The sequence below is a fragment of the Mycobacterium paraterrae genome, assembly GCF_022430545.2.
Classification (GTDB): Bacteria; Actinomycetota; Actinomycetes; order Mycobacteriales; family Mycobacteriaceae; genus Mycobacterium; species Mycobacterium paraterrae.
In genome coordinates this window covers 2897552-2920782 of record NZ_CP092488.2, presented here as the reverse complement: position 1 = coordinate 2920782, position 23231 = coordinate 2897552, and the positions used below count along the sequence as shown (strand labels likewise).

The window sequence follows — 23231 nt, the reverse complement described above, 5'->3', positions numbered from 1 at the left end:
AAACAGGCTCTGACGTAGGGCGGGCGGGGCTCGAACCCGCGACCAACGGATTATGAGTCCGCGCGATGGGCCCCAGCTTGCGGTGATACGTTCACCTTCAACCCCCCACAACCCCACCCTCACCGACCGCGACGAGCAGCATGAACGTCCGCTCCCCTTGGCCGGCCTTGGTCGTCAGCTCCACCGGGTAGTACCCGTCGTGCACACCTCCGGCCACCTTGACCGTCGCGGTCGACACACCTGACCCGTCGTCGCCGAACTTCCCCGACACCGACTCCACGGAAATGCCTTCCATGAACGACTTTCCGGAGATCTCGTAGTCGCCGGGTCCGTCGAGCATCCGCTGCACGTTGACCGTCACATCGGTCTCCGTCCCGGCGTCCATCGCGACAACCGATGGCGAGACGTTCATCGTCACCGCCAGACTGCCCGCACCGAATGACGGCGGCACCGAATCGGCGGCAGTCCCCCACGACGTGTTCGGCTTCGACGACAACGAGAACGCCAGCTCGCCACCACCCGCCAGCACCGACTCTGGAAGATACGTCTTGTTCGTCGGTCGACCGTCGATGTGCAGCCCGTTGATGTACTGCATCCGGTGATGCCCGGACGCACCGGGCGCCGAGATGCGAATGAATTTGCCTTCGGGCAAGGCGATTTCGACCTTGTCGAACAGCGGGGTGTTCATCGTCAACACCGACGTCCCCGGCACGAAGGGGTACAGCCCCAACGATGCCCACACGAACCACGCCGACATCGCGCCCAGGTCGTCGTTGCCGGGCTCGCCGTCGGGCGTCGGGCTGAACAGCGTGCCACGTATCCGGTCGACCAATTCCTGTGTCTTCCAAGGCTGCCCGAGGTAGTTGTACAGCCAGGGCACCGAGAAGTTCGGCTCGTTGCCCGCCCACATGTACGGGTCCACCGGCCCAACGTTCAACTGCGAGGTGAACTTATCGAGCCGCTCCGAGGCAGCCGACCGACCTCCCAACGCCGTCACCAGGCCCGCGATGTTCTGCGGCACGTACCAGACGTACTGCTCCGCATTGCCCTCGTCGAACCCGACCTGGCTGAAGCAGTCCTTGCCCGGCGGCTTGACCGCGGGCCCCTCAGGAAAGAAGCCCAGCGAATTGCGCGGCTGGATCGAATGCGTCGTGGGATTGAACAGGTTCTGCCAGTACTGTGCCCGATCCAGGAAATCCCGCGCGCTGTCGGAATCGCCGAGCGCCGAGGCGAATTGGGAGATCGCGAAGTCGTCCACCGACCACTCCAGCGAGATCGACGCCGCCGGGAACGACCCGTGGCACGACGACGACGGCAACGGCAGATACCCGCGCTTCAGATACGTCCGCACCGCCGGCCGCTCCACGTAGCCGTTGCGCCCGACCCCGCCTTTGGTCGCGGCCTCGAGCATGAAGTGCAGCGCTCGCTCGGTGTCGAAGTCCTTGGCGCCGAACGCATAGAAGTTCGCGATCAGCGGTACCACGCTGTCGCCGGTCATCTCCGCGGTCGCGGTATTGGCCAGCGCCCACCGCGGGAACGAGCCGCTCTGCTCGGCGTCGTTCACCAGCGACTGCGCCATGTCGCTGGCCTCACGCGGGAACACCATCGCCTGCAGCGCCGCCACCCCGCGGTAGGTGTCCCAGTCGGAGTAGTTCGCGTACTGCGTGTGGCCCGGCGGCACAGTGTGAATGTCGCCGTCGAACCCGATGTAGCGGCCGTCGACGTCGTTGAATGTGTTGGGGTTCAACAGCGAATGGTAGAGCGCGGAGTAGAAGGTGACGATGTCGTCTTCGGTGTAGCCGGCGATCCTGATCCGCGACAGCGCGTCGTTCCACTGGCGCGACGCCCCGGCACGAATCGTCTCGAAATCCGATGCGGCCTCGGCGAGGTTCTTCTGCGCCCCGTCAATGTCGACGTAGGACAACGCCGTTCGCACCTCGACGTCCGAGCCGGCGCCGAACTCGACGTAGCCGCCGCTCGATCCCTGGTAGCTCGAATAGGCACTGCGGCCATTGGGAAACACCTCGAAGCCGTCCCAGGTACCGAAGGCCGTGAACGGCTTGCTGAACTTCATCGCGAAGTACACCGTGTAGACGTTGTTCTTGCCGCAGAACCCACCGCTGGTCGCCGACCCGGTGATCGTGGTGTTGTCGTCGCCGATCTTGATGTTCGCCGCCGACGTCCCGCCGAGCGACCCGCCGGGCCGGATGAAGAACCGGGCCGCGCGATCGCTCGGATAGTGGAACCGCCCGACCCCGGTGCGGTTGGTCGCGGTCAGTTCGGCCGTCACCCCCGTCGACGGCAGGCGCACGGTGTAGTAGCCGGGCACGCCGCGTTCGTTGCGGTCGTGGGCGATCTCCTCCGAAGCGTTCCACGGCTCGTCGCCGACCGAGCTCGTGGTCGGCAGCATCGAGATGTCACCGAACGCCGGGCACCCCACCGACGCGTGGGTCATGCTGAACCCGGTCGTGCGCCCGTTGGAGTGGCTGTAGCCCGCGTAGTTGCCGACGGTGTCCGGCGAGTACTGCACCATCCCGAACGGCACCGACGGCCCGGGGAAGTTGTTGATCTCTCCGACCGTCTTGCCGCCGTTGCCGGTGCCGATCAGGGTGTCGACGTGCTCGACGGGGTTGGCCACCAGCGGCGGCGGCTCGTACGACGTGGGCGTAGCACTGACCAGCATCGCGCTGACCAGCAGAGCTGCCGCGATGAACGCAGCGGCACCCCGTCGTGACCGCATAGCCGAATAATCCTCCTTCGGCGTCAATTCTGGTGGGAGGCAGGCCGGTGGGGCGGCGATGCGAGCGGAGGCCACCTTGGCCCGCAAGAAAGGAGCGCTTCCGGTTGCCAATAATGGCGAGGTGGTGATGGGCCTTTCGACTAGCGTCGCGCCCAGCCGGATCGTGTGGCGGCGGACGTGGCGGTTCTGCATACCGGCGGTGGCGTGTGTGGTGGCGGCGGCAGGTGCGTGCGCCGCTCCGGATCGTGCCGCCGAGGCGGACCGTCTAGTGACTGAGATAGCGAAGATGCCGGGGGTCGACAGCGTTGATCCCGGCTATGTCAACGATTTCGAGAACGGCGCCGAATTGAAATTGGTGGTGACGATGCCCAAGGCAAGCGAGGAACAGATTGCCGCTGTCGCCTCGCGCATCACCAGTATCAAGGACGGTCATTTCGACGGTTACCGCCAGTCCTCAGACTTCGTCGTCGGCGATGCACTCGAGGTGAAGCGCGGCGCACAGCTCGACCCCGCCGAGATCGTCGATGACACACATCGCTTGCGGGCGCTCAGGACCCGCGTCCCGCGGTCGGCAATCCAATGGTCACGTGACGGTACTCATTCGCGGCTCGAGGTTCGGGACGTCGACCACACCCGTGACGTCTTGACCGCGGTGCTGGCGATCGTCAAGGCCGAACCGATGACCATCTATATCCGTTCGGCCGAACCGACGAAGTACCCCACGTGGGAAGTCGGTGTTCCGATCAGCGGCGAGCAGCGGGCAACGATTGACAATGTGCTGTCGCGGTTGGCGCTGCCGGTCTATTACGTTCGCGTCGACAACGCGAGGATTACCGCACTGTCGGTATACATCACCGACACTGCCAGGGCATACAGTGACCTCACGTCAATCGTCGCCATGGTGGCGGCTACTAAAGAGTCCCCGTTGCGATTGGAGTGGGCCCGCATGGTCGAGCCCGACAACTTTCACCAGTTCATCGGTTCGCTGAAGGTGCCGAGCTGCACGCAGGGAAAAGGCGCACCAAAAACGCGAGCCCCGCAGAGCTATCAGACTGTGGAGGCGGCCGCACTTCAGCGACAACTGGAAAGCGAATTCAACGACTGCTGATACTGGGCCGCCGGCTCCCCCACCAGCTATATAGCCACCGCCGCGCGCCGCTCCAGGTGGCGTGAAAGTATCGCGATATGCGATGGAGCGCTCGACGGGCCGGCGTGCTGCTGGCCACGCTGATGCTGATCACGTCGTGCGGGGGTAACGATCAACCTGCCCCGGCGCCGCAAACGACCGCGGTGCCCGGCTTGTCGCAGTCCGAGGCGATGGACATCGCGACCGAGGCCTACGCCTACGCCTATCCGCTCGTCACGATGGAGTACACCCGCCGCAGCTTCACCAACGTCCCCGCGCCCGAGGACATCAAGGCCCCGATGGGTCAGTTCGCCCGCCTGCGCACCTTCCCCAACGCCGCCAACCACAGCGCGACCGCCCCGAACGCCGACACGCTCTACACCCAGGCCTGGTTCGACGTGTCCCAGGAACCGTGGATCGTCACCGTCCCGGACATGGGCGACCGCTACTTCCTGCTGCCGATGCTCGACGCCTGGACCAACGTGTTCGCCTCACCAGGCACCCGCAACGGCGGCGGCAAGGCGCGGACGTTCGCGATCACAGGGCCGAACTGGCACGGCTCGTTGCCGTCCGGCGTGCTGGAGTACAAGTCGCCCACGGCGCTGGTGTGGTTGCTGGGCCGCATCTACTGTTCGGGCACCCCGGAGGACTACGACGCGGTGCACAAGCTGCAAGACGGGATCACCGCGACACCGCTGTCGCAGTTCGGCAAGCCGTACCTGCCGCCGCTGGCTCCGCTGAGCGCGTCGGTCGACATGATCACCCCGGCCCGCAAGCAGGTGAATGCCCTTGGTGCGCCAGAGTATTTCAAGCTGTTCGCCCGCCTGCTGAAGACCAACCCGCCGACCGCGGCCGACGCGCCGATAGTCGAGAAGCTCGCCCGCATCGGCATCGTCCCCGGCCAGGAGTTCGACGCGGCGAAGCTGCCACCCCCGGCCCGAACCGGCCTGTCGATGGCGCCAAAGCTGGGGCAGGACAACATCTCTAGCTGGCGCGACGACGGGGTGACCGCCGGCGACTTCGTCTCCAAGAACGGTTGGGCCTACACCATCAAAGCCGGGAACTACGGCACCAACTATCGGCAGCGGGCGTTCGTCACCGAGGTCGGCGTCGGCGCCAACCTGCCCGAGGACGCCGTCTACCCCACCTCCGACGGCACCGACCGCAAGCAGAAGTACAGCGGCGCAACCAAATACGTCATGCACTTCGACAAGGGTCAGCTGCCGCCGGCGCGCGGATTCTGGTCGCTGACCATGTACGACGCCGACTACTTCTTCGTCGACAACCCGTTGAACCGCTACACGCTGAGCGCGCGGGACAAGTTCGTTCCCAACCCGGATGGGTCAGTCGACTTCTACATCCAGCCCGACTCCCCCGGCCCGGACAAAGAAGCCAACTGGCTGCCCGCGGCCAAGGACCACTTCTCGCTGATGCTGCGGCTCTACTGGCCGACCGAGAAGAAGCCGTCGATCCTGGACGGGACGTGGCACATCCCGCCGGTCAAACCAGTGCCGTAGTCGCGCCGCCCTCCCACAACGCCCGCCACTGTCGTTCTTCGTCCTGCTTGTCGTGGTGTAACTGCTTCGAAGGCGGGCTCAGGTGGATGGCCGGGTGTGGCATGGTGAAGAAATTGCCCTGCCCTAGCGCTGACGAGCCGCCGCCGGTGTCGAGGTAGCAGTAGCCCTCGCCGGACAGCGACGTCGCGCAATCAGCGAAACCGAGGTAGTGCAGGGCGTTGATCGCGGCGGCCGCGGCCCCGTTCCGGGCGAAGATGGCCGCCTTGGGCAGTGGTCGGCCCGACGGCGAGGTGACGACCGTGGTGTCGCCGATCGCGAAGATGCCGGGGTGACGGGTCTGCATGGTGACCGCGTCCACCTCGATCCAGCCTGGGCCGTCCAAGGTCACCGCGGGCTCGTGCGGCGGGACGAACACCAGTAGGTCGAACTCGGCGATAGTCCCGTCGCGGAAGTGGATCTCTTTTCGCTCCGCGTCGACATGGTCGACCGCGTGCTCGCCGCGAAAGTCGATTCCGTTGTCACGCAACAGCTCAACTAGCTCAGGTCCAGCGTACGGCCCGGCCGACGGCATCGGGTGCTTCTCGGGGCTGAACAACTCGATCTGCGTCGATGCACGTACCCCATTGTCGTGCAACAGATCCGACGCCAGCATCGCACCCTCGTACGGAGCCACCGGGCAGCGGAACGGCTGCGAGGTCACCAGGAAGACCAGCCGGCCGCCGGAAAAAGCGCGTAGCGCCTCGTGCGCGTCGGCGGCGGCCTCAGCATCGTAATAGTGGACCGCCACCCTGCGGTCGAGGGCATCTTGCAGGCCCGGAACACGATGCACGGCGTTACGGGCTCCGGTGGCGATAACGAGTGCATCGAAATCGAGATCGCGTCCGTCGCCGAGGCTTACCCGCCTGGACGAGGGATCGATCGACCGGACCGTGCCGGTCACCGTTCGAACGCCGCCCAGTGCGGCCTCGGTCGGTCGAATCGGCACCGTGCCGGCGCCCCGCCATCCGCGCATCACCCAGGGAAGGGTGAAGCCGAGGAAGTGGGAGAAGTCTTCGTCGACCACGGTGATGTCGAGTTCCGTCACCGGGGACGAGGTGATTTCGTTGACGACGCTCAGTCCGCCGATGCCGGCGCCGAGCACAATAAGCTTTTTGGCCATGCGTGCGGTCCTTTCGCTTCAGTGATGTCGAGGGCGTTGCAACTGGCTGAACTCGTCCGTCCGCGCGAGCGTGAGGACTGCGTCGAACACCGCGGTCGTCTGGTCAGGCTCGGGGACCGCGGTCAACACCGGCCCGAACAAAGTGCGGCCGTCGATCGTGATCAGCGGGCTGCCACCGACGTCACCCAGCGCCTTTTGGCTGGCGTCGTGTGACTGCCGCACCGCGGCGTCGAGCGACCCGTCGGTCACAGCCGCCAGTCCAATAGACGGCGCGATCTCAGTGATCAGCTCATCGTCGAGTGCCGCGCCCTGGTCGAAGTAACGCTCTCCGAACGCCACATACGCCCGCGCCATCGCGTCGACGCCGAGCTGGTCGCGCAGGGCAACCATGACCTGGCCCATCTTCTTCGAGTCGCGCATCCGCTGTTGCAGAGGGGCGGGCATGTCGCGATCATCGTTGAGGACCGCCAAACTCATCAGTCGCCAATCGATCTCGAATCCGATTTTGTCGGCGGCTGCCATCAGCCATCGCGCCGTGTTCCAGGAAAACGGGCACACTGGATCCAGCCACAGCGTCACCACCCGCGGGATGTCGGTCATCGTCCATACCTTTCGTTAGATACCCCCCAGGGTATATACACCACCAGCCTCCGGCAATATTCCAGATACGGGTGGGGGTATGGTACAAACGGGCATGGCGAAGAAAACTACTCCTGTCCGGCCGTCGACAGCCCCTGCACACGCGGGTCCCGACGTCGAGGCCACGCTCAACCGGCTACGCCGAGCGCACGGCCAGCTCGGCGCCGTCATCGGAATGATCGAACAAGGCCGGAGTTGCAAGGACGTTGTGACGCAGCTCGCGGCGGTGTCCCGCGCCCTTGATCGCGCCGGCTTCAAGATCATCGCCTCGGGCTTGCGGAACTGCTTGGATAACCCCGACGAAAAAGCTGACGGCGCAGCGCCTTTGACGATCGACGAGCTCGAGAAGTTGTTCCTCAGCTTGGCCTGAGCGACTCCATCCGACCCTCGCGCGCGGAGGCGCTTGCTTTCGTATATACCCCGGGGGGTATGCTGAACCTAGATCCGTGGAGGAGGTCAACGCCATGCTGCAGCGAGTGAGCAGAATGTGGGTCGCAGTCGCCGTCGCTACCGTGGTCGCGCTCGGAGCCATTGCTGTACAACACCTTCGCGGCGTCTTCGGATCCGATGCGATCTTCACCGAGACGGCACCGCAGGCCAGGCCGCTCCCCCAGACCACGGTCAAGACCGTCACCTACGAGGTCCTCGGGGAAGGCGCTGCCAGCGGCCGTCTCAGCTACCTGGACGCGAACTCGCGTTCCCACGATCTGCAGTTCGACAGCCTGCCCTGGTCGCGGACGATCACCACGACCCTGCCGTCGGTCCTCGCCAGCCTGGTGGCGCAGGGCGACGAGTCGGCGCTCCGCTGCCGAATCACGGTGAACGGTCAGGTCAAGGACGAACACGTCGCGGCGACCGCCGGGACGCAGACGTTCTGTCTGGTCAAGGCGGCCTGATGTTTCCGCGCCTGGTCCGTCGATGGGCCGTCCCGATCATCATCGGCTGGGTGTTGATGACCGTCGCCCTCAACGTATTGGTACCGCCGATCGAGTCGGTGGCGCGCAATCACGCGGTCACCATGTCACCCCAGGACGCACCGGCGATGATCGCCGCCAAGAAGATCGGAGCGGAGTTCCGCGAATCCACCTCCGACAGCACGGCCATGGTGATTCTCGAAGGCGAATCCCCGCTCGCCGAGCCAGCGCACCGCTACTACGAGGCGCTAGTGCGCGAACTTCGGGCAGACCACGCACACGTGCAACACGTACAGGACATCTGGGGTGATCCGCTGACCGCCGCAGGCGTCCAAAGCCGCGACGGCAAAGCCGCTTACGTCCAACTCACTCTGGCCGGTGATCAAGGCAGCACGCTGGGCAACGAATCGGTCAAGGCGGTTCGGGTCATCCTCCACCGCATCGCTCCCCCGGCCGGTCTGGACACCTACCTCACGGGTCCGGCTGCCTTGACCACCGACATGAACGACGCGGCCGACACCAGCATGCTCACCATGATGGGTGTCACCGGTGTCGTCATCATGATCATGTTGTTCTTGACCTACCGCTCGGTCAGCACCGTGCTCCTGGTGCTCGCCATGGTCGGCGTCGAAATGGGCACTGCCCGCGGCATCGTCGCCATGCTGGGTAACAACGGCTTTCTCGGCTTCTCGACCTTCGTCGTCGCGATGCTTTCGTCATTGGCCATCGCGGCCGGCACCGACTACGCGATCTTTCTGATCGGGCGGTACCAGGAGGCCCGCCAGGCCGGCGAGGATCGAGAGACCGCGTACTACAGTATGTTTCGCGGTACATCGCACATCATCCTGGGCTCTGGTCTGACCATCGCCGGTGCGACCTTCTGCCTGCACTTCGCGCGGCTGGCCTACTTCAAAGCCTTGGGTATCCCGTCCGCGATCGGATTGCTCGTGGTTGTCGCCGGGGCGCTGACGGCCGGCCCGGCGATCGTGGCGGTCGCAAGCCGTTTCGGCCTGCTCGACTCCAAGCGGCCGGTCAGGGTCCGCGGGTGGCGCCGGATCGGCACCGCGGCAGTTCGTTGGCCAGCAGCGGTTTTCGCGGCTTCGCTAGCGATGGCGATTGCCGGAATCGCGATCATGCCGACCATGAAGATCAGCTTCAACGACCGGTTCTACCTTCCCTCCGACCTGCCCTCGAGTGTCGGCTACGCTGCGGCCGAACGACACTTCGGCGCGGCCACCATGAATCCCGACGTTCTGATGGTCGACAGCGACCACGACATGCGTAATCCGGGGGACATGATCATCCTGGACAAGATCGCCAAGGAAATCTTCCGCACGCCGGGAATTGCGATGGTGCAGAGCATTACCCGACCACTCGGCGGTCCCGTCGAGCACACCTCGATCCCCTTCCAGATCAGCGCACAGTCGATCCCGGTCCGGCAAAACCTGCAATTCATGCGCGACCGCGCCAGCGACATGCTGCGCATGAGCACCGCACTCGGTACGGTGATCGACTCGACGCAGCGGATGCAGGACCTAGTCAGGCAATTGGGTCACACCACACATCGCGCCCGCGCCGACATCGTCACGATGAAGGCCACTCTCGACGAGATGCGCGACCACCTCGCTGATTTCGACGATGTGGCCCGCCCCATTCGCGGATACCTTTACGCCGAGCAGCACTGCTTCAACATCCCGGTCTGCTGGGCGGTGCGCTCGCTGTTCGAGTCCATCGACGGCGTCGACACGTTCAGCGACAACATGACAGCGATCATCGGCGATGCCGACGACGCCGATGCCGTCATTGCGAAACTTACGCAACAGCTCTCGCCGATCATCGCTGCGATGACGACGATGCAGGCCAGCCTGGTGACGATGCACAGTTCGTTCACCAATTTGATCGACCAGATCTCACGCATGACCGACACTGCCACGGCGATGGGCGAAGCGTTCGACGCGTCGAAGAGCGGCGACTACTTCTACCTGCCCCCGGAAGCGTTCGACAATCCCGACTTTCAGCGCGGCCTGACGCTGTTCCTGTCGCCCGACGGCCGGGCGGCGCGCTTCCTCATCACCCATGACGCTGATCCCGCCACCCCGGCCGGGATCGCCTCGGTGACACCGGAATTGGAAGCCGCACACCAGGCGGTCAAAGGCAGCAGCCTGACGGAAGCCCGGTTCTATCTCGCCGGCACCGCCGCGGTGTACCGCGACATTCAGGCCGGGTCGACCTACGACCTGATGATCGTCGGCGTGGCGGCGCTCGCACTGATCTTCGCCGTCATGCTCATCGTCACCCGGGCGCTCGTCGCGTCACTCGCAATCGTCGGCACCGTCCTGTTGTCGCTCGGAGCCGCGTTCGGCCTCTCGGTGCTGTTGTGGCAGTACATCTTCGGGCTCCCGCTGAATTGGATCGCGCCGGTGTTCGGGCTGATCATCCTGCTCGCCGTCGGATCCGACTACAACCTGCTGCTGGTTTCGCGGTTCCAGGAGGAAATAGGGGCAGGCCTGAAAACGGGCATCATCCGGTCCATGGGCAGCACCGGAGGCGTCGTCACGTCGGCCGGCCTGGTGTTCGCGTTCACCATGATGTCGATGGCGGCCAGCGATCTGAGCTCGATCGGTCAGGCGGGCACCACGATCGGGTTGGGTCTGCTGTTCGACACCCTGATCGTCCGATCGTTGATGACCCCGTCGATCGCCGGGCTGCTCGGGCGCTGGTTCTGGTGGCCGCTGCGAGTGTCACCCCGACCGAGTGTCAGCTCTTTCGCGCGAAGACGAATTCGTTACCTGGAACCAAGTCTTTGACCTTGGGGTCGGCGGCGCGGCCGAAGCCTTCCATAAGCTCGGCGGCCGGCGTCACCGTCACCTCGAAGCCGTGGCGGGCGAACCACTCGCCGACCGGCTCGCGGTCCTCGAAGTACCAGAGGTCATCGGTGCGCGGCACCTCGCGGTCGGGGTCGGTCTTGGCCAGCACTTCGCGGACCCGGTCCATCCGTGCGCGGCGCTTGGCCCGCAGCTCTTCGTCGTTGAACGTCGGCCCGAGCGCCTCGACCGCGACGCGGCTACCCGGCGCAGCGAGGTCGTTAATGCGCTCGAACAGCAACTCCTGCGCTGCGTTCGGCAGATACGGCATCAGGCCCTCGGCCGACCAGACGCTCGGCTGCGACGGATCAAAACCGGCCTCCAGCAACGCCTTCGGCCAGTCGTGCCTTAAGTCGACGGCGACGGCTTTGCGGTTGACCTCGGCCTGGGCGCCGTGGTTGGTGAGCGTCTCGAGCTTGAAGTCCAGCACTCGGTCCTGGTCGAGCTCGTAGACCGTCACGCCGTCCGGCCACGGCAGCCGCCACGACCGCGCATCGAGGCCCGCCGCCAGAATCACGGCCTGCTTGATGCCGTCGTTGGCCGCGGTGAGGAAGAACGAGTCGAAGAACTTGGTCCGCGAGGCCATGTAGCTGACCATGCCCTCCATCTGCAGCGGCAGGTCGGGCTCGGCATCTATCACCTCTTGCGGCAATTCGGGACCGGCGTGCCAGTTCCAGACGCCGTCGCCGGCCGCGTCGAGGAACACCCGCGCGTAGGGGTCTTGGATCAGCGGGTTGTCGCGTTCGGTCTCCGCCGCGCGGGCCGATGCCACACCCAGCGCTGTCGCTCCGACGCTTTCGGTGATTTCCCAGGAGTCGTTGTCAGTTCGGGTCATAACCCGAAAGTACGTGAATTGGCTTGGTGGCAGCTGTGTGCCGCTGGTGCGTGGGTGACAGGTGTGACTCGCAAAGGCCTCGAAGCAGGCACGGAGGCCCTGCAATCCGGCTATCTACCAAGGTCACCGGATATGTTGTGCGCGGAAAAGCCCACACGGAGGTTGCTCAACGCATGCTCGTCGATGGTCGCGAAGTCAGGGTTTCGGGCAGCTTGCTGCAGCCCCTGACCCGACGCACCAACGACATGCTGCGGGTCGCGCTGTCGGGCGCGCTGCTGGCGGTCGTGATCACCAGCTCGCTGGTCACCCGCACCCGCTGGGACGGGTTGGAGATGTCCATCTCGCGCATCGTCGGCGTGCTCACGCCCACCCAGTCCGACGTGGTCTACCTGCTCTACGGCCTCGCGGTGCTGGCATTGCCGTTCATGATCCTGTTCGGGCTGATCATCGCCCGGCAGTGGCGGCTGCTGATCCCCTACGCGGCGGCGGCGATCCTGTCCATCCTGTCGCTGTCGATCAACAGCGCCGGCCTGGCCGCGCCGCAGTGGCACTTCGACCTGAACGACCGCCTGCGCACGGTGCTGTCGCAATTCCTCGACGACCCGCGGTGGATCGCCATGCTGGCCGCGGTGCTCACCGTGTCGGGCCCGTGGCTGCCGGCCCGCTGGCGGCACTGGTGGTGGGGGCTGCTGCTGGCGTTCATTCCAATCCACCTGGTGGTCAGCGCGATCGTGCCGGCCCGCTCGGTGCTGGGCATCGCGGTCGGCTGGTTCGTCGGCGCGCTGGTGATCCTGGTCAGCGGCACCCCCGCGCTCGAAGTGCCGCTGGACGGCGCGGTGCGCGCGATGGCCAAACGCGGGTTCGCGGTCGAGGAGTTGCGGGTGGTCCGGCCCGCCGGTTCGGGTCCGCTGGTGCTCTCGGCCGTCACCTGCGACGAAGACGAGAACGCCGTCGTCGAGATGTACGGGCCGCATCAACGCAGCGGCGGCGCGCTGCGACAGGTCTGGCGGATCCTGCGGCTGCGCGACAGCGAGACCGCTCCGCTGCAGACGTCGATGCGCCGCGCCGTCGAGCATCGCGCGCTGATGGCCATTGCGGTCGGCGACCTGGGTATCGCCAACACCGCCACGATCGCGGTCGGCTCCCTGGACCGAGGCTGGACGCTCTACGCCCACAAGCGGATTCGCGGAGCTCCGTTGAAGCAATGCCACACCTCGACGCCGGTGTCGGAGGTGTGGGAGTCGCTGCGCAAATTGCAGGACCACCAGATCGCCCACGGCGACCTGCGCGCCCACGAGATCACCGTCAGCAACGGCGCGGTGTTCTTCGGCGGGTTCGGCAGCGCGGAATACGGCGCCACCGACAACCAGCTCCAAGCCGACATCGCCCAGCTATTGGTGACGACGACGGCGCTCTACGGCGCTGACGAGGCCGTCGCCGCGGCGATCGAGGTGCTCGGTCGCGACGCCGTGCTGACCGCGTCACGCCGGCTCACCAAAACCGCTGTGCCGAAGCACATTCGCGACTCGGTGAACGACGCGAAGGCAGTGATCAATCGCAGCCGTGCGGCGGTGATGCGCCAGACCGGAACCGAGAAGATCCAGCCGGAATCGGTGACCCGGTTCAGCCGCAGCCAGCTGATCCAGCTGCTTCTGCTCGGTGCGCTGGTGTATGTCGCCTATCCGTTCATCAGCACGGTGCCGACGTTCTTCAACGCGCTGGGCAAGGCCAATTGGTGGTGGGCGCTGCTGGGGTTGGCGATCTCGGCGTCGACGTACGTCGGCGCCGCGGCCGCGTTGTGGGCCAGCGCTGACGAATCGGTGAACTTCTGGCGGCTGTCGATTGCACAGGTGGCCAACACTTTCGCCGCGACCACCACCCCGGCCGGTGTGGGCGGGTTGGCGCTGAGCACCCGCATCTTGCAGAAGAGCGGGCTGAGTACGACGCGCGCCACCACCGCTGTCGCGCTGCAACAGTCGATGCAGGTGATCATGCACGTCGTGCTGCTGATCCTGTTCAGCACCGCCGCCGGCGCCGGCACCGACCTGTCGCACTTCGTGCCGAAATCCACCATGCTGTACCTGATCGCCGGTGCGGCATTGGGTCTCGTCGGGGTCTTTCTGCTGATTCCCAATGTGCGACGGTGGCTTTCGACGGCGGTGACCCCCAAGCTCAAGGAGATCGTCACCGACATCGCCGAGGTGGCGCGCGAGCCCCAGCGGATGGCGTTGATCGTGTTGGGTTGCACCGGAACCACACTCGGCGCGGCGCTGGCGCTGTGGACCAGCGTCGAGGCGTTTGGCGGCACCGCGTCGTTCGTCACCGTCACCGTGGTGACGATGGTGGGCGGCACGTTGGCGTCGGCCGCGCCTACGCCCGGCGGTGTCGGCGCTGTCGAAGCCGCGCTGATCGGTGGGCTCGCAGCCTTCGGGGTGCCCGCGGCCGTCAGCGTGCCCTCCGTGCTGCTCTACCGGGTGCTGACCTGCTGGTTGCCGGTGTTCATTGGGTGGCCGGTCATGCAGTGGCTGACCCGCAACGACATGGTCTAGCCGCCGGCGAAGTCGCCGACGGCGATCAGGGTGTTGCCGGTCCAGGCGGTGGCGAAGCCGACCGCGGTGAAAGCACAGTCCTCGATAACCGCGCGATGGGGAGGACTCTGCATCCACAGGTCCAGCGCCGTGCTCGGAGTTGCGCGGGTTCCGCTGCCCCAGAACAGGATCTCGCTGGTGCCGCCCGGCTTGGCGTAGCCCGCGTCGAGCACCCGTGCCCGCGGTGACGAACCGTCCGAACCGATGTGGCCGCGCTCGATGCCGTTGACCGCCAAATCGTCGGCGTGCCGTTGCGCGGCCGCCGTCAGACGCGGGTCGTCACCGATTGGCCCGCAGAACTGACGGAGTGCGCTGACGCCGTTGTAAATGGCGTCCCTGAAATCGTCTGCGCCTGCAGCAAATCCGGCAACGGCACCAAGAGGCATGCCGGACAGGCAGCAGACCGACAGGACAACGCTTATCTTTACTTTCATTTGACGCCCCCCACTACGCTCCCCGATATCGCCGTAGCAAACACATATTAGCCACTCCAGCCTGTTCGCGGGCGGAAATGGCGAACCCTCCGCTCCCGGTGTCCTTGCTCACACGATGATGGGGATGCCCAGCTGGTCGGCTAAGCTTGTGCAACGTTGGCGATCCAAGAAGCCGACACCGTCGTGGACTGCTCCGACATTCCATTCTCAAGCTTTCTCGCGGCGATCGATTTTGCCTCCCGGCAATCTCGCCACCCCTGATGCCTGAAAGGCACCACACCACTGTGACTGCTATTTCCTTTGCTGACCTCGGCGTGCCCGAGCGACTGATCAGCAACCTGTCCGCGCGCGGAATCACCGCGCCTTTCCCGATCCAGGTCAACACCCTGCCCGACACGCTCGCAGGCCGCGACGTGCTCGGCCGTGGCAAGACCGGCAGCGGTAAGACGCTGGCCTTCTCAATCCCGTTGGTAGCTCGGCTTGCAACGGCCAAGCGGCGCCCCCGGCATCCGAGCGGCCTGGTGCTCGCCCCGACCCGCGAGCTGGCCACCCAGATCACCGCGACGCTCGAGCCGCTGGCAGCCAGCTACGGCCTCAAGGTCACCACGATCTTCGGTGGGGTCTCGCAGACCCGTCAGGAATCCGCGCTCAACGCCGGCGTCGACATCGTCGTCGCCTGCCCGGGCCGGCTGGAAGACCTGATGCGCCAACGGCTGATCAGCCTCGACGCCGTCGACATCACCGTGCTCGACGAGGCCGACCACATGGCCGACCTCGGCTTCCTGCCCGGTGTCACGCGCATCCTGGCGGCCACGCCGTCGTCCGGTCAACGGCTGCTGTTCTCCGCGACCCTGGACAACGGCGTCGACAAGCTGGTCAAGCGATTCCTGCGCAACCACGTCATGCACTCCGTCGACGAGGCCCACTCGCCGGTGCCGGAGATGACCCACCACGTGTTCCACGTCGAAAGTGTCGGCGCCAAAAAGGAATTGGTGCACCGGCTGGCGTCGGGCACCGGCCGGCGCATCCTGTTCATGCGCACCAAGCACCAGGCTCGCAAGCTGGCTCGTCAGCTGACCGACGCCGGCGTGCCGTCAGTTGACCTGCACGGCAACCTTTCTCAGCCCGCCCGCGACCGCAACCTGGCGGCCTTCTCGTCCGGCGAAGCTCGGGTCCTGGTGGCCACCGACATCGCGGCGCGCGGTGTGCACGTCGACGAGGTCGAGCTGGTGGTGCACGTCGACCCGCCAGCCGAGCACAAGGCATACCTGCACCGCTCCGGTCGCACCGCCCGCGCCGGCAGCAGCGGCGACGTCGTCACCGTCGTGTTGCCCGACGAGCGTCGCGACACCTCGGTGCTGTTGAAGCGCGCCGGGATCAACGTGCGCCCGCAGACCGTCACCGCGGCATCCGAGTCCGTCGTGCAGCTGGTCGGCGAGATCGCGCCCTACCAGGCGCCGGCTCCGAAGCCAGTGGTCGCGCAGCCTAGCCGGGCGCCCAGGCGTCGTCCGAATCGTGGCGGCGAGCGCGCGAAGGCGGCCGCCCGCAACGGCCAGCACAGCCGGAGGCCACGTCGCTCCGCCTAGAGTTGTTTCGACTGTTCGACTTGGATGCGGGTGCCGACGGCGCCGCGTCCTGTCCACTGCCGTGCTGCGGCAGGTCGCCGCACGTGCCTGCACCGAGCTCGGGTTCGCCGAGGTCTCGGAAGCCGTTCGCAAGGCTCCGATCACGCTGGTCTCGTCCGCTCCCGTGAGGAAATGACACCGATCACCGAAGGCGTTGATGCGCCTTGTGGTCAGCCCGGTCCTGGGCTGGCCGCGGCGTACGGAGGGCCCAGCATCTGATGGGAATCGGGTTCCGCGACCACCGGGGGCCGACGAGCGACCAGTTCGCCGAGGCCATCGAGGAGCTGGGCCTGCGCGCGATTCGATTCACGCCCGCATCCTGAGCCGACCGGGGGGCTTTGTGCCCGCCTTCGAGCGAATTGGGCAAGACGCGGCGTGAATTCGCTACGAGGCGGGCAGGCGGACCGTTTGCAGGAGTCAAGGCCCCATTGGGATCGCACCACCTGCGGGTTCGCCGAGAATGTTCGCAGCGCTTTCTACGCATCGGGGATGATGCACAACTTTGTTGCCTATTCGCCGGTTACCGGCGAACGCTACGAAATGGACTGCGAAGGCGGCTTTTCCGCTCGCTTCAGCAACGGTGCGTTGGTGAATTCGACTCGTTGTTACGCCGGAGACAACGCCGAGGTCGTGGTTTGGTAGGGACGACCGAAGGTGTGCTGCGCTAGTTGATGATAGGGAACTCGTAGCCAATCGGCCTGCCTCGGTTGGCTTTGCGAGACTCTCCGCAAGCATCGGGTGCCGACGAGCGAGCAGCTCGCCGGGACCGGAGGGCTTTGTGCCCGCCTTCGAGCGACAACTTGTCGAGCGGGTGAAGTTGTCGCTGTGAGGCGGGCAGAGCGAACACCCCCGCCCCGCTGTTACTCATGTGGCGGATGCGCCCTCTGCGGCGTAAGTCGACGTAATCACAGGCTGGTTCCCGGCAGCGGCGCTCACGGCGACGCTGACGGCAGAGACGCGGCTGGCCGGCACTAGCGCGATCACGCAGCCACCGAATCCACCACCGGTCATTCGCGCGCCCAGGGCGCCGGCGTCGACGGCGGCGCGGGCGATCCGGTCGATGTGCGGCGTGGTGATCGCGAAGTCATCGCGCATCGACGCGTGCGAAGCGGTGAAGATACGACCGGCCGCTGCGTAGTCCGAATTACGCAGCGCCGCAACAAAATCAAGGACCCTCTGATTCTCTGTCAGCACGTGCCGAGCGCGACGCGCGTCGACTGGGTCGGTGACGCGCCCGAGCGCCGCGACGTCATTAACCTCCCGCAGCGACACCACACCCATGTCCGCGGCCGCCCGCTCGCACGACAACCGGCGCGCGGCGTACTCACCGCCGGCGTGGCCGTGCCGCTCACGTGAATCGATGAGCAACAGCTCGACACCGGACGACGACGGGTCGAAGCCGACCTGTGTCACGGTCAGCTCCCGAAAGTCGATCAGCAGCGCGGTAGCCCTCGCGCCGAACAGCGACGAGATCTGGTCCAGCAAACCCGTTGGCGCGCCGACGTATTCGTTCTCGGCGCGCTGCGCCAACCTGGCCTGGTCGAGGCGGTCGATACCGGGACACAGCGCGCCCAGCACCGCACATTCCAGGGCCGCCGACGAAGACAGCCCCGACCCGACCGGCACCTCGCTGCTAATCGACAGCACGCCGCCGGGTATGCGATGCCCGGCCGCGCGCAACGCCCAGACCACGCCGGCCACGTAGGCGGCCCAGCCGGTCACCTCACCGGGCTTGGTGGTCAACGGGATTCGCGCCGCATCGTCGGCGAGGTCGCTCGACACGGTCAGCTCGTCCGCAGCGGACGGCTCGAAAACGACCGACGTGCGCTGCGGCAGCGCGATCGGCAGCGACCAACCCAGGTTGTAGTCGGTGTGCTCGCCAATCAGATTCACCCGCCCGGGTGCCGAGTACCGAACCGTCACGCGAGATCCCGCAAGCGCTGGGCGACGGCTTCGGGCACCACGTCGGTGATGAACGCGTCCATCGCCGATTCCGACGCGGCCAGATACTTCAGCGCTGTCGCGCTGCGCCGGATCGACATCAGCTCGACGTGGAAGTAGCCGTCCCGCAACAAATCAGTGTCGGCGTACTGGTGCAGCGCCGACATGTATGGCAGCGGCGCGGAATACATCCGGTCGAAGCGCTGCAGGATGTCGACGTAGATCCGGGCGAAGTCGTCCAGCTCATCCGCGGATAAGTCAATCAAGTTGTGCACGAACCGGTTCGGATAGATGTGCACCTCGACGGGCCAGCGCGCGGCGAACGGGACAAACGCGGTGAACAGCTCGGTGCGCGCGACGATCCGGGCCCCGTCGGTGATTTCGGCGGCCAACAGGTCGGCGAAGAGGTTGCCGCCCCGGTGGGCGGCGGCCTGCGCCATCATCACTGCCGTCCGCGGCGTCAGATAGGAGTAGCCGTAGATCTGGCCGTGCGGGTGGGCCAACGTCACGCCGATCTCCTCGCCGCGGTTCTCGAAGCAGAACACCTGCTCGACGCCCGGCTGGGACTGCAGCGCGGCGGTCCGGTCCCGCCAGGCGTCGACCACCAAGCGGGCATGCGGCGCGGGCAGCTCGGCGAACGACCCGGTGTGGTCGCTGGAAAAGCAGATCACTTCGCAGCGTCCGACCCCGGGCAGGGGCGCGAAGCCGTCGGGCACGGTCGCCGCAGCGCCGGCACCGGACAGCGCCGGGAACCGGTTCTCGAAGACGACCACGTCGTAGTCCGGTGCGGGCACCTCGCTGGTCAACCCGGTCGGACCCGGGCACAGCGGGCACTGGTCGGGCGGCGGCTTGTAGGTGCGGTCCTGGCGGCGAGCGGCGATCGCCACCCACTGCCCAGTCGTCCGGTCGAACCGCAGCTGCGACTCCCCCGGCACAAACGGCGGCAACGGACGGCGGTCAACCACCGGCGACGGGGTATTACCCGGAAGTGAGAAGAACAACAGCTCGCGGCCATCGGCCAGCGTCACCTCCGTGCTCATCGGGTCTCATCTTCGCGCGTGTGCCAGAGTCGGTGGCAACAGACACGCATTTCGCAGGAGAGAGGCTGGCCACGGGTGTTCGGTGACGCAGCCGCGCTGTATGCACGGGCCCGTAACTGGACGATCGGATCCGACCCGGGCCTGCTGCGGCTTCGGATGGCCACCCGCACCACCGGCGCGCTGGCCACCGCCCTTCTGGTGCTGTTCCTGCTGACCAAAGCCACCGGGCAACCGATGACCGTGGCGCTGCTCGGTGCGCTGGTCACGATGGTGTCGGCGCGGTCGGTCAACGAACCCGATCCACACCGGCAACGCGTCACGATGGCGTTGCTGCCGCTGCCCACCGCGGCGGCGATCACCGCCGCCTCGCTGGTGACGCCGCACCCGGTGATCGGCGACGTCATCTTCGTCGTGGTGGTGTTCATCGCGGTCTACCTGCGCCGGTTCGGCCCCCGCGGGATGGCTTTGGGCATGGTCACGTTCATGTCGTACTTCTTCTCGCTGTACCTGCGGGCGCAGCTGTCCGAGCTGCCATGGCTGATCGGCGCCACCGTGATCGGCACCCTGTGCAGTTACGTGTGGGCGATGCTGCTGATGCCCGACCGGCCGGAAAGCGTTCTGCGCGCGAACATCCGGTCGCTGCGCGCGAGGATGGCGATCGTCGTCGACACCACCGCCGAGCTGGTCCGCAACCGCCGGGTCGACGAGCGGTCGCAGCGCCGGCTGCGGATCCGGACCGTCCGGCTCAACGAGACCGCGTTGATGGTTCAGGCGCAGATCGAAGACCGGGTGAACCCCGGTGTGCTGTTTCCCGGGGTCAGCGGCGAGGACCTCGCGATGTGGCTGTTCGACGCCGAACTCACCGTCGAGCGCCTCGCCAGGGCCGGCGCCCGAGCGTCAGAGGCCGACATGCCGGCCACCACCCGCGCCGAACTCGCCGACACCGTCGCGATGCTGTCGCGGGCAATCCGCACCCCGCACGACCACGGCCTCAAGCAAACCGCGGAACGCGCCCAGCGCCTGCTCGATCAATGCCCCGACGAGCTGCCGGTGCGCCGGCTGGCCCTGGCGGTCGTCGACACCGCCAAGGCGACCGCCGAAGTCCGGTCCCGGATGGAACGCGTCGAATCCGACACCGCACAGACCGCGGACATTGCCGCGCCGCCGCCGGAGCCGGCGCAGCAGACCGGCATGCGCCAGACCACCCGGCAAGCCATCCAGGTCGCCGTGGCCGCGGCGCTGGCCATCGTCGTCGGGGAGCTGCTGTCGCCGTCGCACTGGTACTGGGCGGCGATTGCCGCTTTCGTGATCTTCGCCGGCACCAACTCGTGGGCCGAGACGCTCGACAAGGGTTGGCAGCGACTGCTCGGCACGGTGCTCGGTGTGCCCAGCGGCGTGCTGGTCGCGACGCTGGTGTCCGGCAACAAGATTGCGTCGCTGGTGATGATCTTCGTCTGCCTCTTTTGCGCCTTCTACTTCATGAAGGTGACCTACAGCTTGATGACGTTCTGGATCAGCACCATGCTCGCGTTGATGTACGGCTTGCTTGGCGAATTCACGTTCAGCCTGCTGCTGTTGCGGATCGAGGAGACCGCGATCGGGGCGGTCATCGGGATCGCCGCGGCGATGCTGGTGTTGCCGATCAACACCCGCACCCATATCCGCAACGATGCCCGCGCGTTCTTCCTGACCCTGTCCGAACTGGTCGGCGATTCGGTCGCCAGCCTGCTGGGCGACAACCCGGGCACGAACCTGACCGAGACGGCGCGTCAACTCGGCCGCGACCTGCAGCAGTTCCGCACCTCGGCCAAGCCGCTGAGCGCCGGCATTGCCGGCCTGGCCGGCCGTCGCACCATGCGCCACGGCGTGCGGATGCTCAACGCCTGCGACCGGTACGCGCGAATGCTGGTGCGCAACAGCGAGACCCGCGTCGACACGTCGCCCGAGCTGGCCGACGCGATCAACGCGGCCACGGCGCAAATCCGCCGCAACATCGAGGTGCTGATCACCGCTCTCGAGTTCGACCATCCCGCAACGGTTTTCCCGTCGACCGACTTCATCGACGCCGCCGAGTCACTGGCCCGCCAGCATGGCGACGCCACAACAGAACGCGCGCGGCTGCTCGCCGCCCTGCATTCGCTGCGGCAGATCGACCGGGTGGTGATCAACTCCGCGATCGACCTCGGCGCCGACAACGGGGTCCTGATCTCCAACGAGGCTTAGGCCTGGCGGGCAAGGAAATTCAGCACCGCGTCGGCAAACAGATCGTTGCGGTCGCCGGCGACCATATGCCCCGCGCCCTGCACGTCGACGAATCCGACTGCCGGGAAACGGGCCAGGAATTCGTCCGCACGGTCCTGGCTGACCAGGTCGCTGACCTGACCGCGGACCAACAGCATCGGCACCCCGCCGTCGAGAATCGCCTGCACCGCGGCGTTCATCCGGTCGACATCGGTCAACTCGTCGGGCGGCAGCGAAGCGGTCGCGCTGATGAATTTCGGGTCCCAGTGCCAGTACCACCGATCGCCGCGGCGCCGCAGGTTGGTGCGCAGCCCGTTGAGGTCGGACGGCCGCGGTCGGTGCGGGTTGTATTCGGCGATCATGTCCGCGACCTCGTCGAGCGAGGCGAATCCCGACTCCATGCGGTCGGCCATGAAATCGTGGATCCGGTTTGCCCCCGACGGATCCATGTTGGGCACGATGTCGACCAGCACCACCGCGCGGGCGATGCCCGGCGAGAGTTCGCCCGCCAGAAGCATTGTCGTGAAGCCGCCCAGCGATGCGCCGACCAGCACCGGCCGCGGAGGCAGATACCGCAGGACTTCCTGCACGTCGCCGGCAAAGCTGGTCAGCCGGTAGTCGCCCTCTTCCGACCAGTCCGACTCCCCGTGGCCGCGGAAGTCGACGGTGACTGCTTGCCAGCCGCGTTCGGCCACCGCGGCGGCCGCCTTGCCCCAGGATCGGCGGGTCTGTCCGCCGCCGTGCAGGAAAACAACGGCCGGCTGGTCGGGGTCGCCGACCCGGTCGGCGACGATGCGGGTGCCGCCGACGCCGCTCGTCGTGAAGGTCTCAGGGGTGACGGTCATTGTTGAGTCCCTCCTTGAGTTCTCGCGTCAGCGCGCGAATTTCGTCGCGAAGCTCTTCGATGTGCGCGACGGTCGCGGCCTGATTCTCGGCGTCTTCCTCGGCAACCCGCTCGATGATCCATGACGCCAGGGCCGCGGTGACCACGCCGACGAGGCCGATGCCGCCGAGCATCAGGAGCACGGCGATGACTCGGCCGGTGTTGGTCAATGGGTAGACGTCGCCGTAGCCGACGGTGGTCGCCGTGGTGATCGACCACCACAGCGCCTTGCCGAACGAATTAATCGTGGCCCCGGGCAGGTTGTGTTCCTTGTCGTAAACCGCGAGCGACGCCGAATAGATGAGCAGGACGACACCGGACGTGGTGTAGACGAGAAGCCTGCCCCGGAAGGCATCCCCGACCGCCTTCTGCAGCAACTCGATCAGAACGATCAAGCGCAGCAAGCGAAGTGGCCGGATCAGCGGCAGCGTCACGATCCCGAAGTCGATCAGGTGATGCCAGAACCAGCGCCACCGGTTGGGGGCGAGGTATAGGCGTATGACGTAATCGACGATGAACATGCCCCAGATCGACCAGTCGATCAGCCAGAGAATGTGCGCTTCGCGCGGCGGCCTGGGGGCCAGTACCTGCACGGAGAATACGACCAAAAAGACCAGGGCTGCCGCGGCGAGCGGCCATTCGGCGTATCGCTCGAAGCGTTGGAGCCTCTCTTCGCTGCGCATTC

18 protein-coding genes and 1 tRNA gene are annotated in these 23231 nt (G+C 66.3%); 9 read left to right on the top strand and 10 right to left on the bottom strand.

Annotated elements, in window-relative coordinates; genetic code table 11:
• Positions 1-15: 15 nt before the first annotated feature.
• Together MKK62_RS13985 and MKK62_RS13980 are read right to left on the bottom strand one after the other, a co-directional pair.
• Positions 16-120 (bottom strand) — tRNA-OTHER (locus tag MKK62_RS13985).
• Positions 98-2740: a GH92 family glycosyl hydrolase gene (locus MKK62_RS13980; protein ID WP_240260373.1), complete on the bottom strand. Its 2643-nt coding sequence runs from the start codon at positions 2738-2740 to the stop codon at positions 98-100. The genes MKK62_RS13985 and MKK62_RS13980 overlap by 23 nt, the downstream gene beginning before the upstream one ends.
• 58 nt (positions 2741-2798) lie before the next feature.
• Here MKK62_RS13980 and MKK62_RS13975 point away from each other — a divergent pair, with 58 nt between their 5' ends.
• Together MKK62_RS13975 and MKK62_RS13970 are read left to right on the top strand one after the other, a co-directional pair.
• Entirely contained in the window at positions 2799-3848 is a 1050-nt protein-coding gene (locus MKK62_RS13975; protein ID WP_240260375.1) for a hypothetical protein, read from the top strand.
• Between the two features lie 77 nt (positions 3849-3925).
• A complete protein-coding gene (locus tag MKK62_RS13970; RefSeq protein ID WP_240260376.1) occupies positions 3926-5383 on the top strand; it encodes a DUF1254 domain-containing protein in 1458 nt (485 codons plus the stop codon).
• On the opposite strand, the gene MKK62_RS13965 is transcribed toward MKK62_RS13970, so the two are convergent.
• Both MKK62_RS13965 and MKK62_RS13960 read right to left on the bottom strand, forming a co-directional pair.
• Entirely contained in the window at positions 5367-6542 is a 1176-nt protein-coding gene (locus MKK62_RS13965; RefSeq protein WP_240260378.1) for an NAD(P)/FAD-dependent oxidoreductase, read from the bottom strand. The two genes, MKK62_RS13970 and MKK62_RS13965, sit on opposite strands and share 17 nt — an antisense overlap.
• Before the next feature lie 18 nt (positions 6543-6560).
• Positions 6561-7142, bottom strand: coding sequence for a mycothiol-dependent nitroreductase Rv2466c family protein (locus tag MKK62_RS13960; protein WP_240260381.1), 582 nt, complete (start codon positions 7140-7142; stop codon positions 6561-6563).
• A gap of 94 nt (positions 7143-7236) precedes the next feature.
• Between MKK62_RS13960 and MKK62_RS13955 the strand changes: the two genes are divergently transcribed.
• The 3 genes from MKK62_RS13955 to MKK62_RS13945 all read left to right on the top strand — a co-directional run bounded on the left by MKK62_RS13955 (position 7237) and on the right by MKK62_RS13945 (position 10902).
• The gene (locus tag MKK62_RS13955; protein WP_240260382.1) at positions 7237-7551 is read left to right on the top strand and encodes a metal-sensitive transcriptional regulator; all 315 of its coding nucleotides are present in this window, start codon (positions 7237-7239) and stop codon (positions 7549-7551) included.
• Between the two features lie 76 nt (positions 7552-7627).
• Complete coding sequence (locus tag MKK62_RS13950; protein WP_434084945.1) at positions 7628-8077, top strand: MmpS family transport accessory protein; 450 nt, start codon at positions 7628-7630, stop codon at positions 8075-8077.
• Positions 8077-10902, top strand: coding sequence for an MMPL/RND family transporter (locus MKK62_RS13945; RefSeq protein ID WP_240260384.1), 2826 nt, complete (start codon positions 8077-8079; stop codon positions 10900-10902). Before MKK62_RS13950 ends, MKK62_RS13945 begins: the two co-directional genes overlap by 1 nt.
• Here the strand turns inward: MKK62_RS13945 and MKK62_RS13940 are convergent.
• Entirely contained in the window at positions 10853-11794 is a 942-nt protein-coding gene (locus MKK62_RS13940) for a class I SAM-dependent methyltransferase (protein ID WP_240260386.1), read from the bottom strand. The genes MKK62_RS13945 and MKK62_RS13940 overlap by 50 nt on opposite strands.
• Positions 11795-11967: 173 nt before the next feature.
• On the opposite strand from MKK62_RS13940, the gene MKK62_RS13935 reads away from it, so the two are divergent.
• On the top strand, positions 11968-14343 hold the full coding sequence (locus MKK62_RS13935) for a lysylphosphatidylglycerol synthase domain-containing protein (RefSeq protein ID WP_240260388.1): 2376 nt from the start codon (positions 11968-11970) through the stop codon (positions 14341-14343).
• Here the strand turns inward: MKK62_RS13935 and MKK62_RS13930 are convergent.
• On the bottom strand, positions 14340-14768 hold the full coding sequence (locus tag MKK62_RS13930) for a CAP domain-containing protein (RefSeq protein WP_240260390.1): 429 nt from the start codon (positions 14766-14768) through the stop codon (positions 14340-14342). The two genes, MKK62_RS13935 and MKK62_RS13930, sit on opposite strands and share 4 nt — an antisense overlap.
• 308 nt (positions 14769-15076) lie before the next feature.
• On the opposite strand from MKK62_RS13930, the gene MKK62_RS13925 reads away from it, so the two are divergent.
• The gene (locus tag MKK62_RS13925; protein ID WP_240260392.1) at positions 15077-16402 is read left to right on the top strand and encodes a DEAD/DEAH box helicase; all 1326 of its coding nucleotides are present in this window, start codon (positions 15077-15079) and stop codon (positions 16400-16402) included.
• Positions 16403-16930: 528 nt separating this feature from the next.
• The gene (locus MKK62_RS13920) at positions 16931-17083 is read left to right on the top strand and encodes a hypothetical protein (RefSeq protein WP_240260394.1); all 153 of its coding nucleotides are present in this window, start codon (positions 16931-16933) and stop codon (positions 17081-17083) included.
• A gap of 222 nt (positions 17084-17305) precedes the next feature.
• On the opposite strand, the gene MKK62_RS13915 is transcribed toward MKK62_RS13920, so the two are convergent.
• A complete protein-coding gene (locus MKK62_RS13915) occupies positions 17306-18364 on the bottom strand; it encodes a galactokinase (protein WP_240260396.1) in 1059 nt (352 codons plus the stop codon).
• Positions 18361-19422, bottom strand: coding sequence for a galactose-1-phosphate uridylyltransferase (gene galT / locus MKK62_RS13910; RefSeq protein WP_240260398.1), 1062 nt, complete (start codon positions 19420-19422; stop codon positions 18361-18363). Before galT ends, MKK62_RS13915 begins: the two co-directional genes overlap by 4 nt.
• A 156-nt stretch (positions 19423-19578) precedes the next feature.
• Between galT and MKK62_RS13905 the strand changes: the two genes are divergently transcribed.
• On the top strand, positions 19579-21645 hold the full coding sequence (locus tag MKK62_RS13905; protein WP_240264152.1) for an FUSC family protein: 2067 nt from the start codon (positions 19579-19581) through the stop codon (positions 21643-21645).
• Here the strand turns inward: MKK62_RS13905 and MKK62_RS13900 are convergent.
• Together MKK62_RS13900 and MKK62_RS13895 are read right to left on the bottom strand one after the other, a co-directional pair.
• Positions 21642-22508, bottom strand: coding sequence for an alpha/beta fold hydrolase (locus tag MKK62_RS13900; protein ID WP_240260400.1), 867 nt, complete (start codon positions 22506-22508; stop codon positions 21642-21644). The two genes, MKK62_RS13905 and MKK62_RS13900, sit on opposite strands and share 4 nt — an antisense overlap.
• Entirely contained in the window at positions 22492-23229 is a 738-nt protein-coding gene (locus tag MKK62_RS13895; protein WP_240260401.1) for a potassium channel family protein, read from the bottom strand. Before MKK62_RS13895 ends, MKK62_RS13900 begins: the two co-directional genes overlap by 17 nt.
• Positions 23230-23231 lie beyond the last annotated feature (2 nt).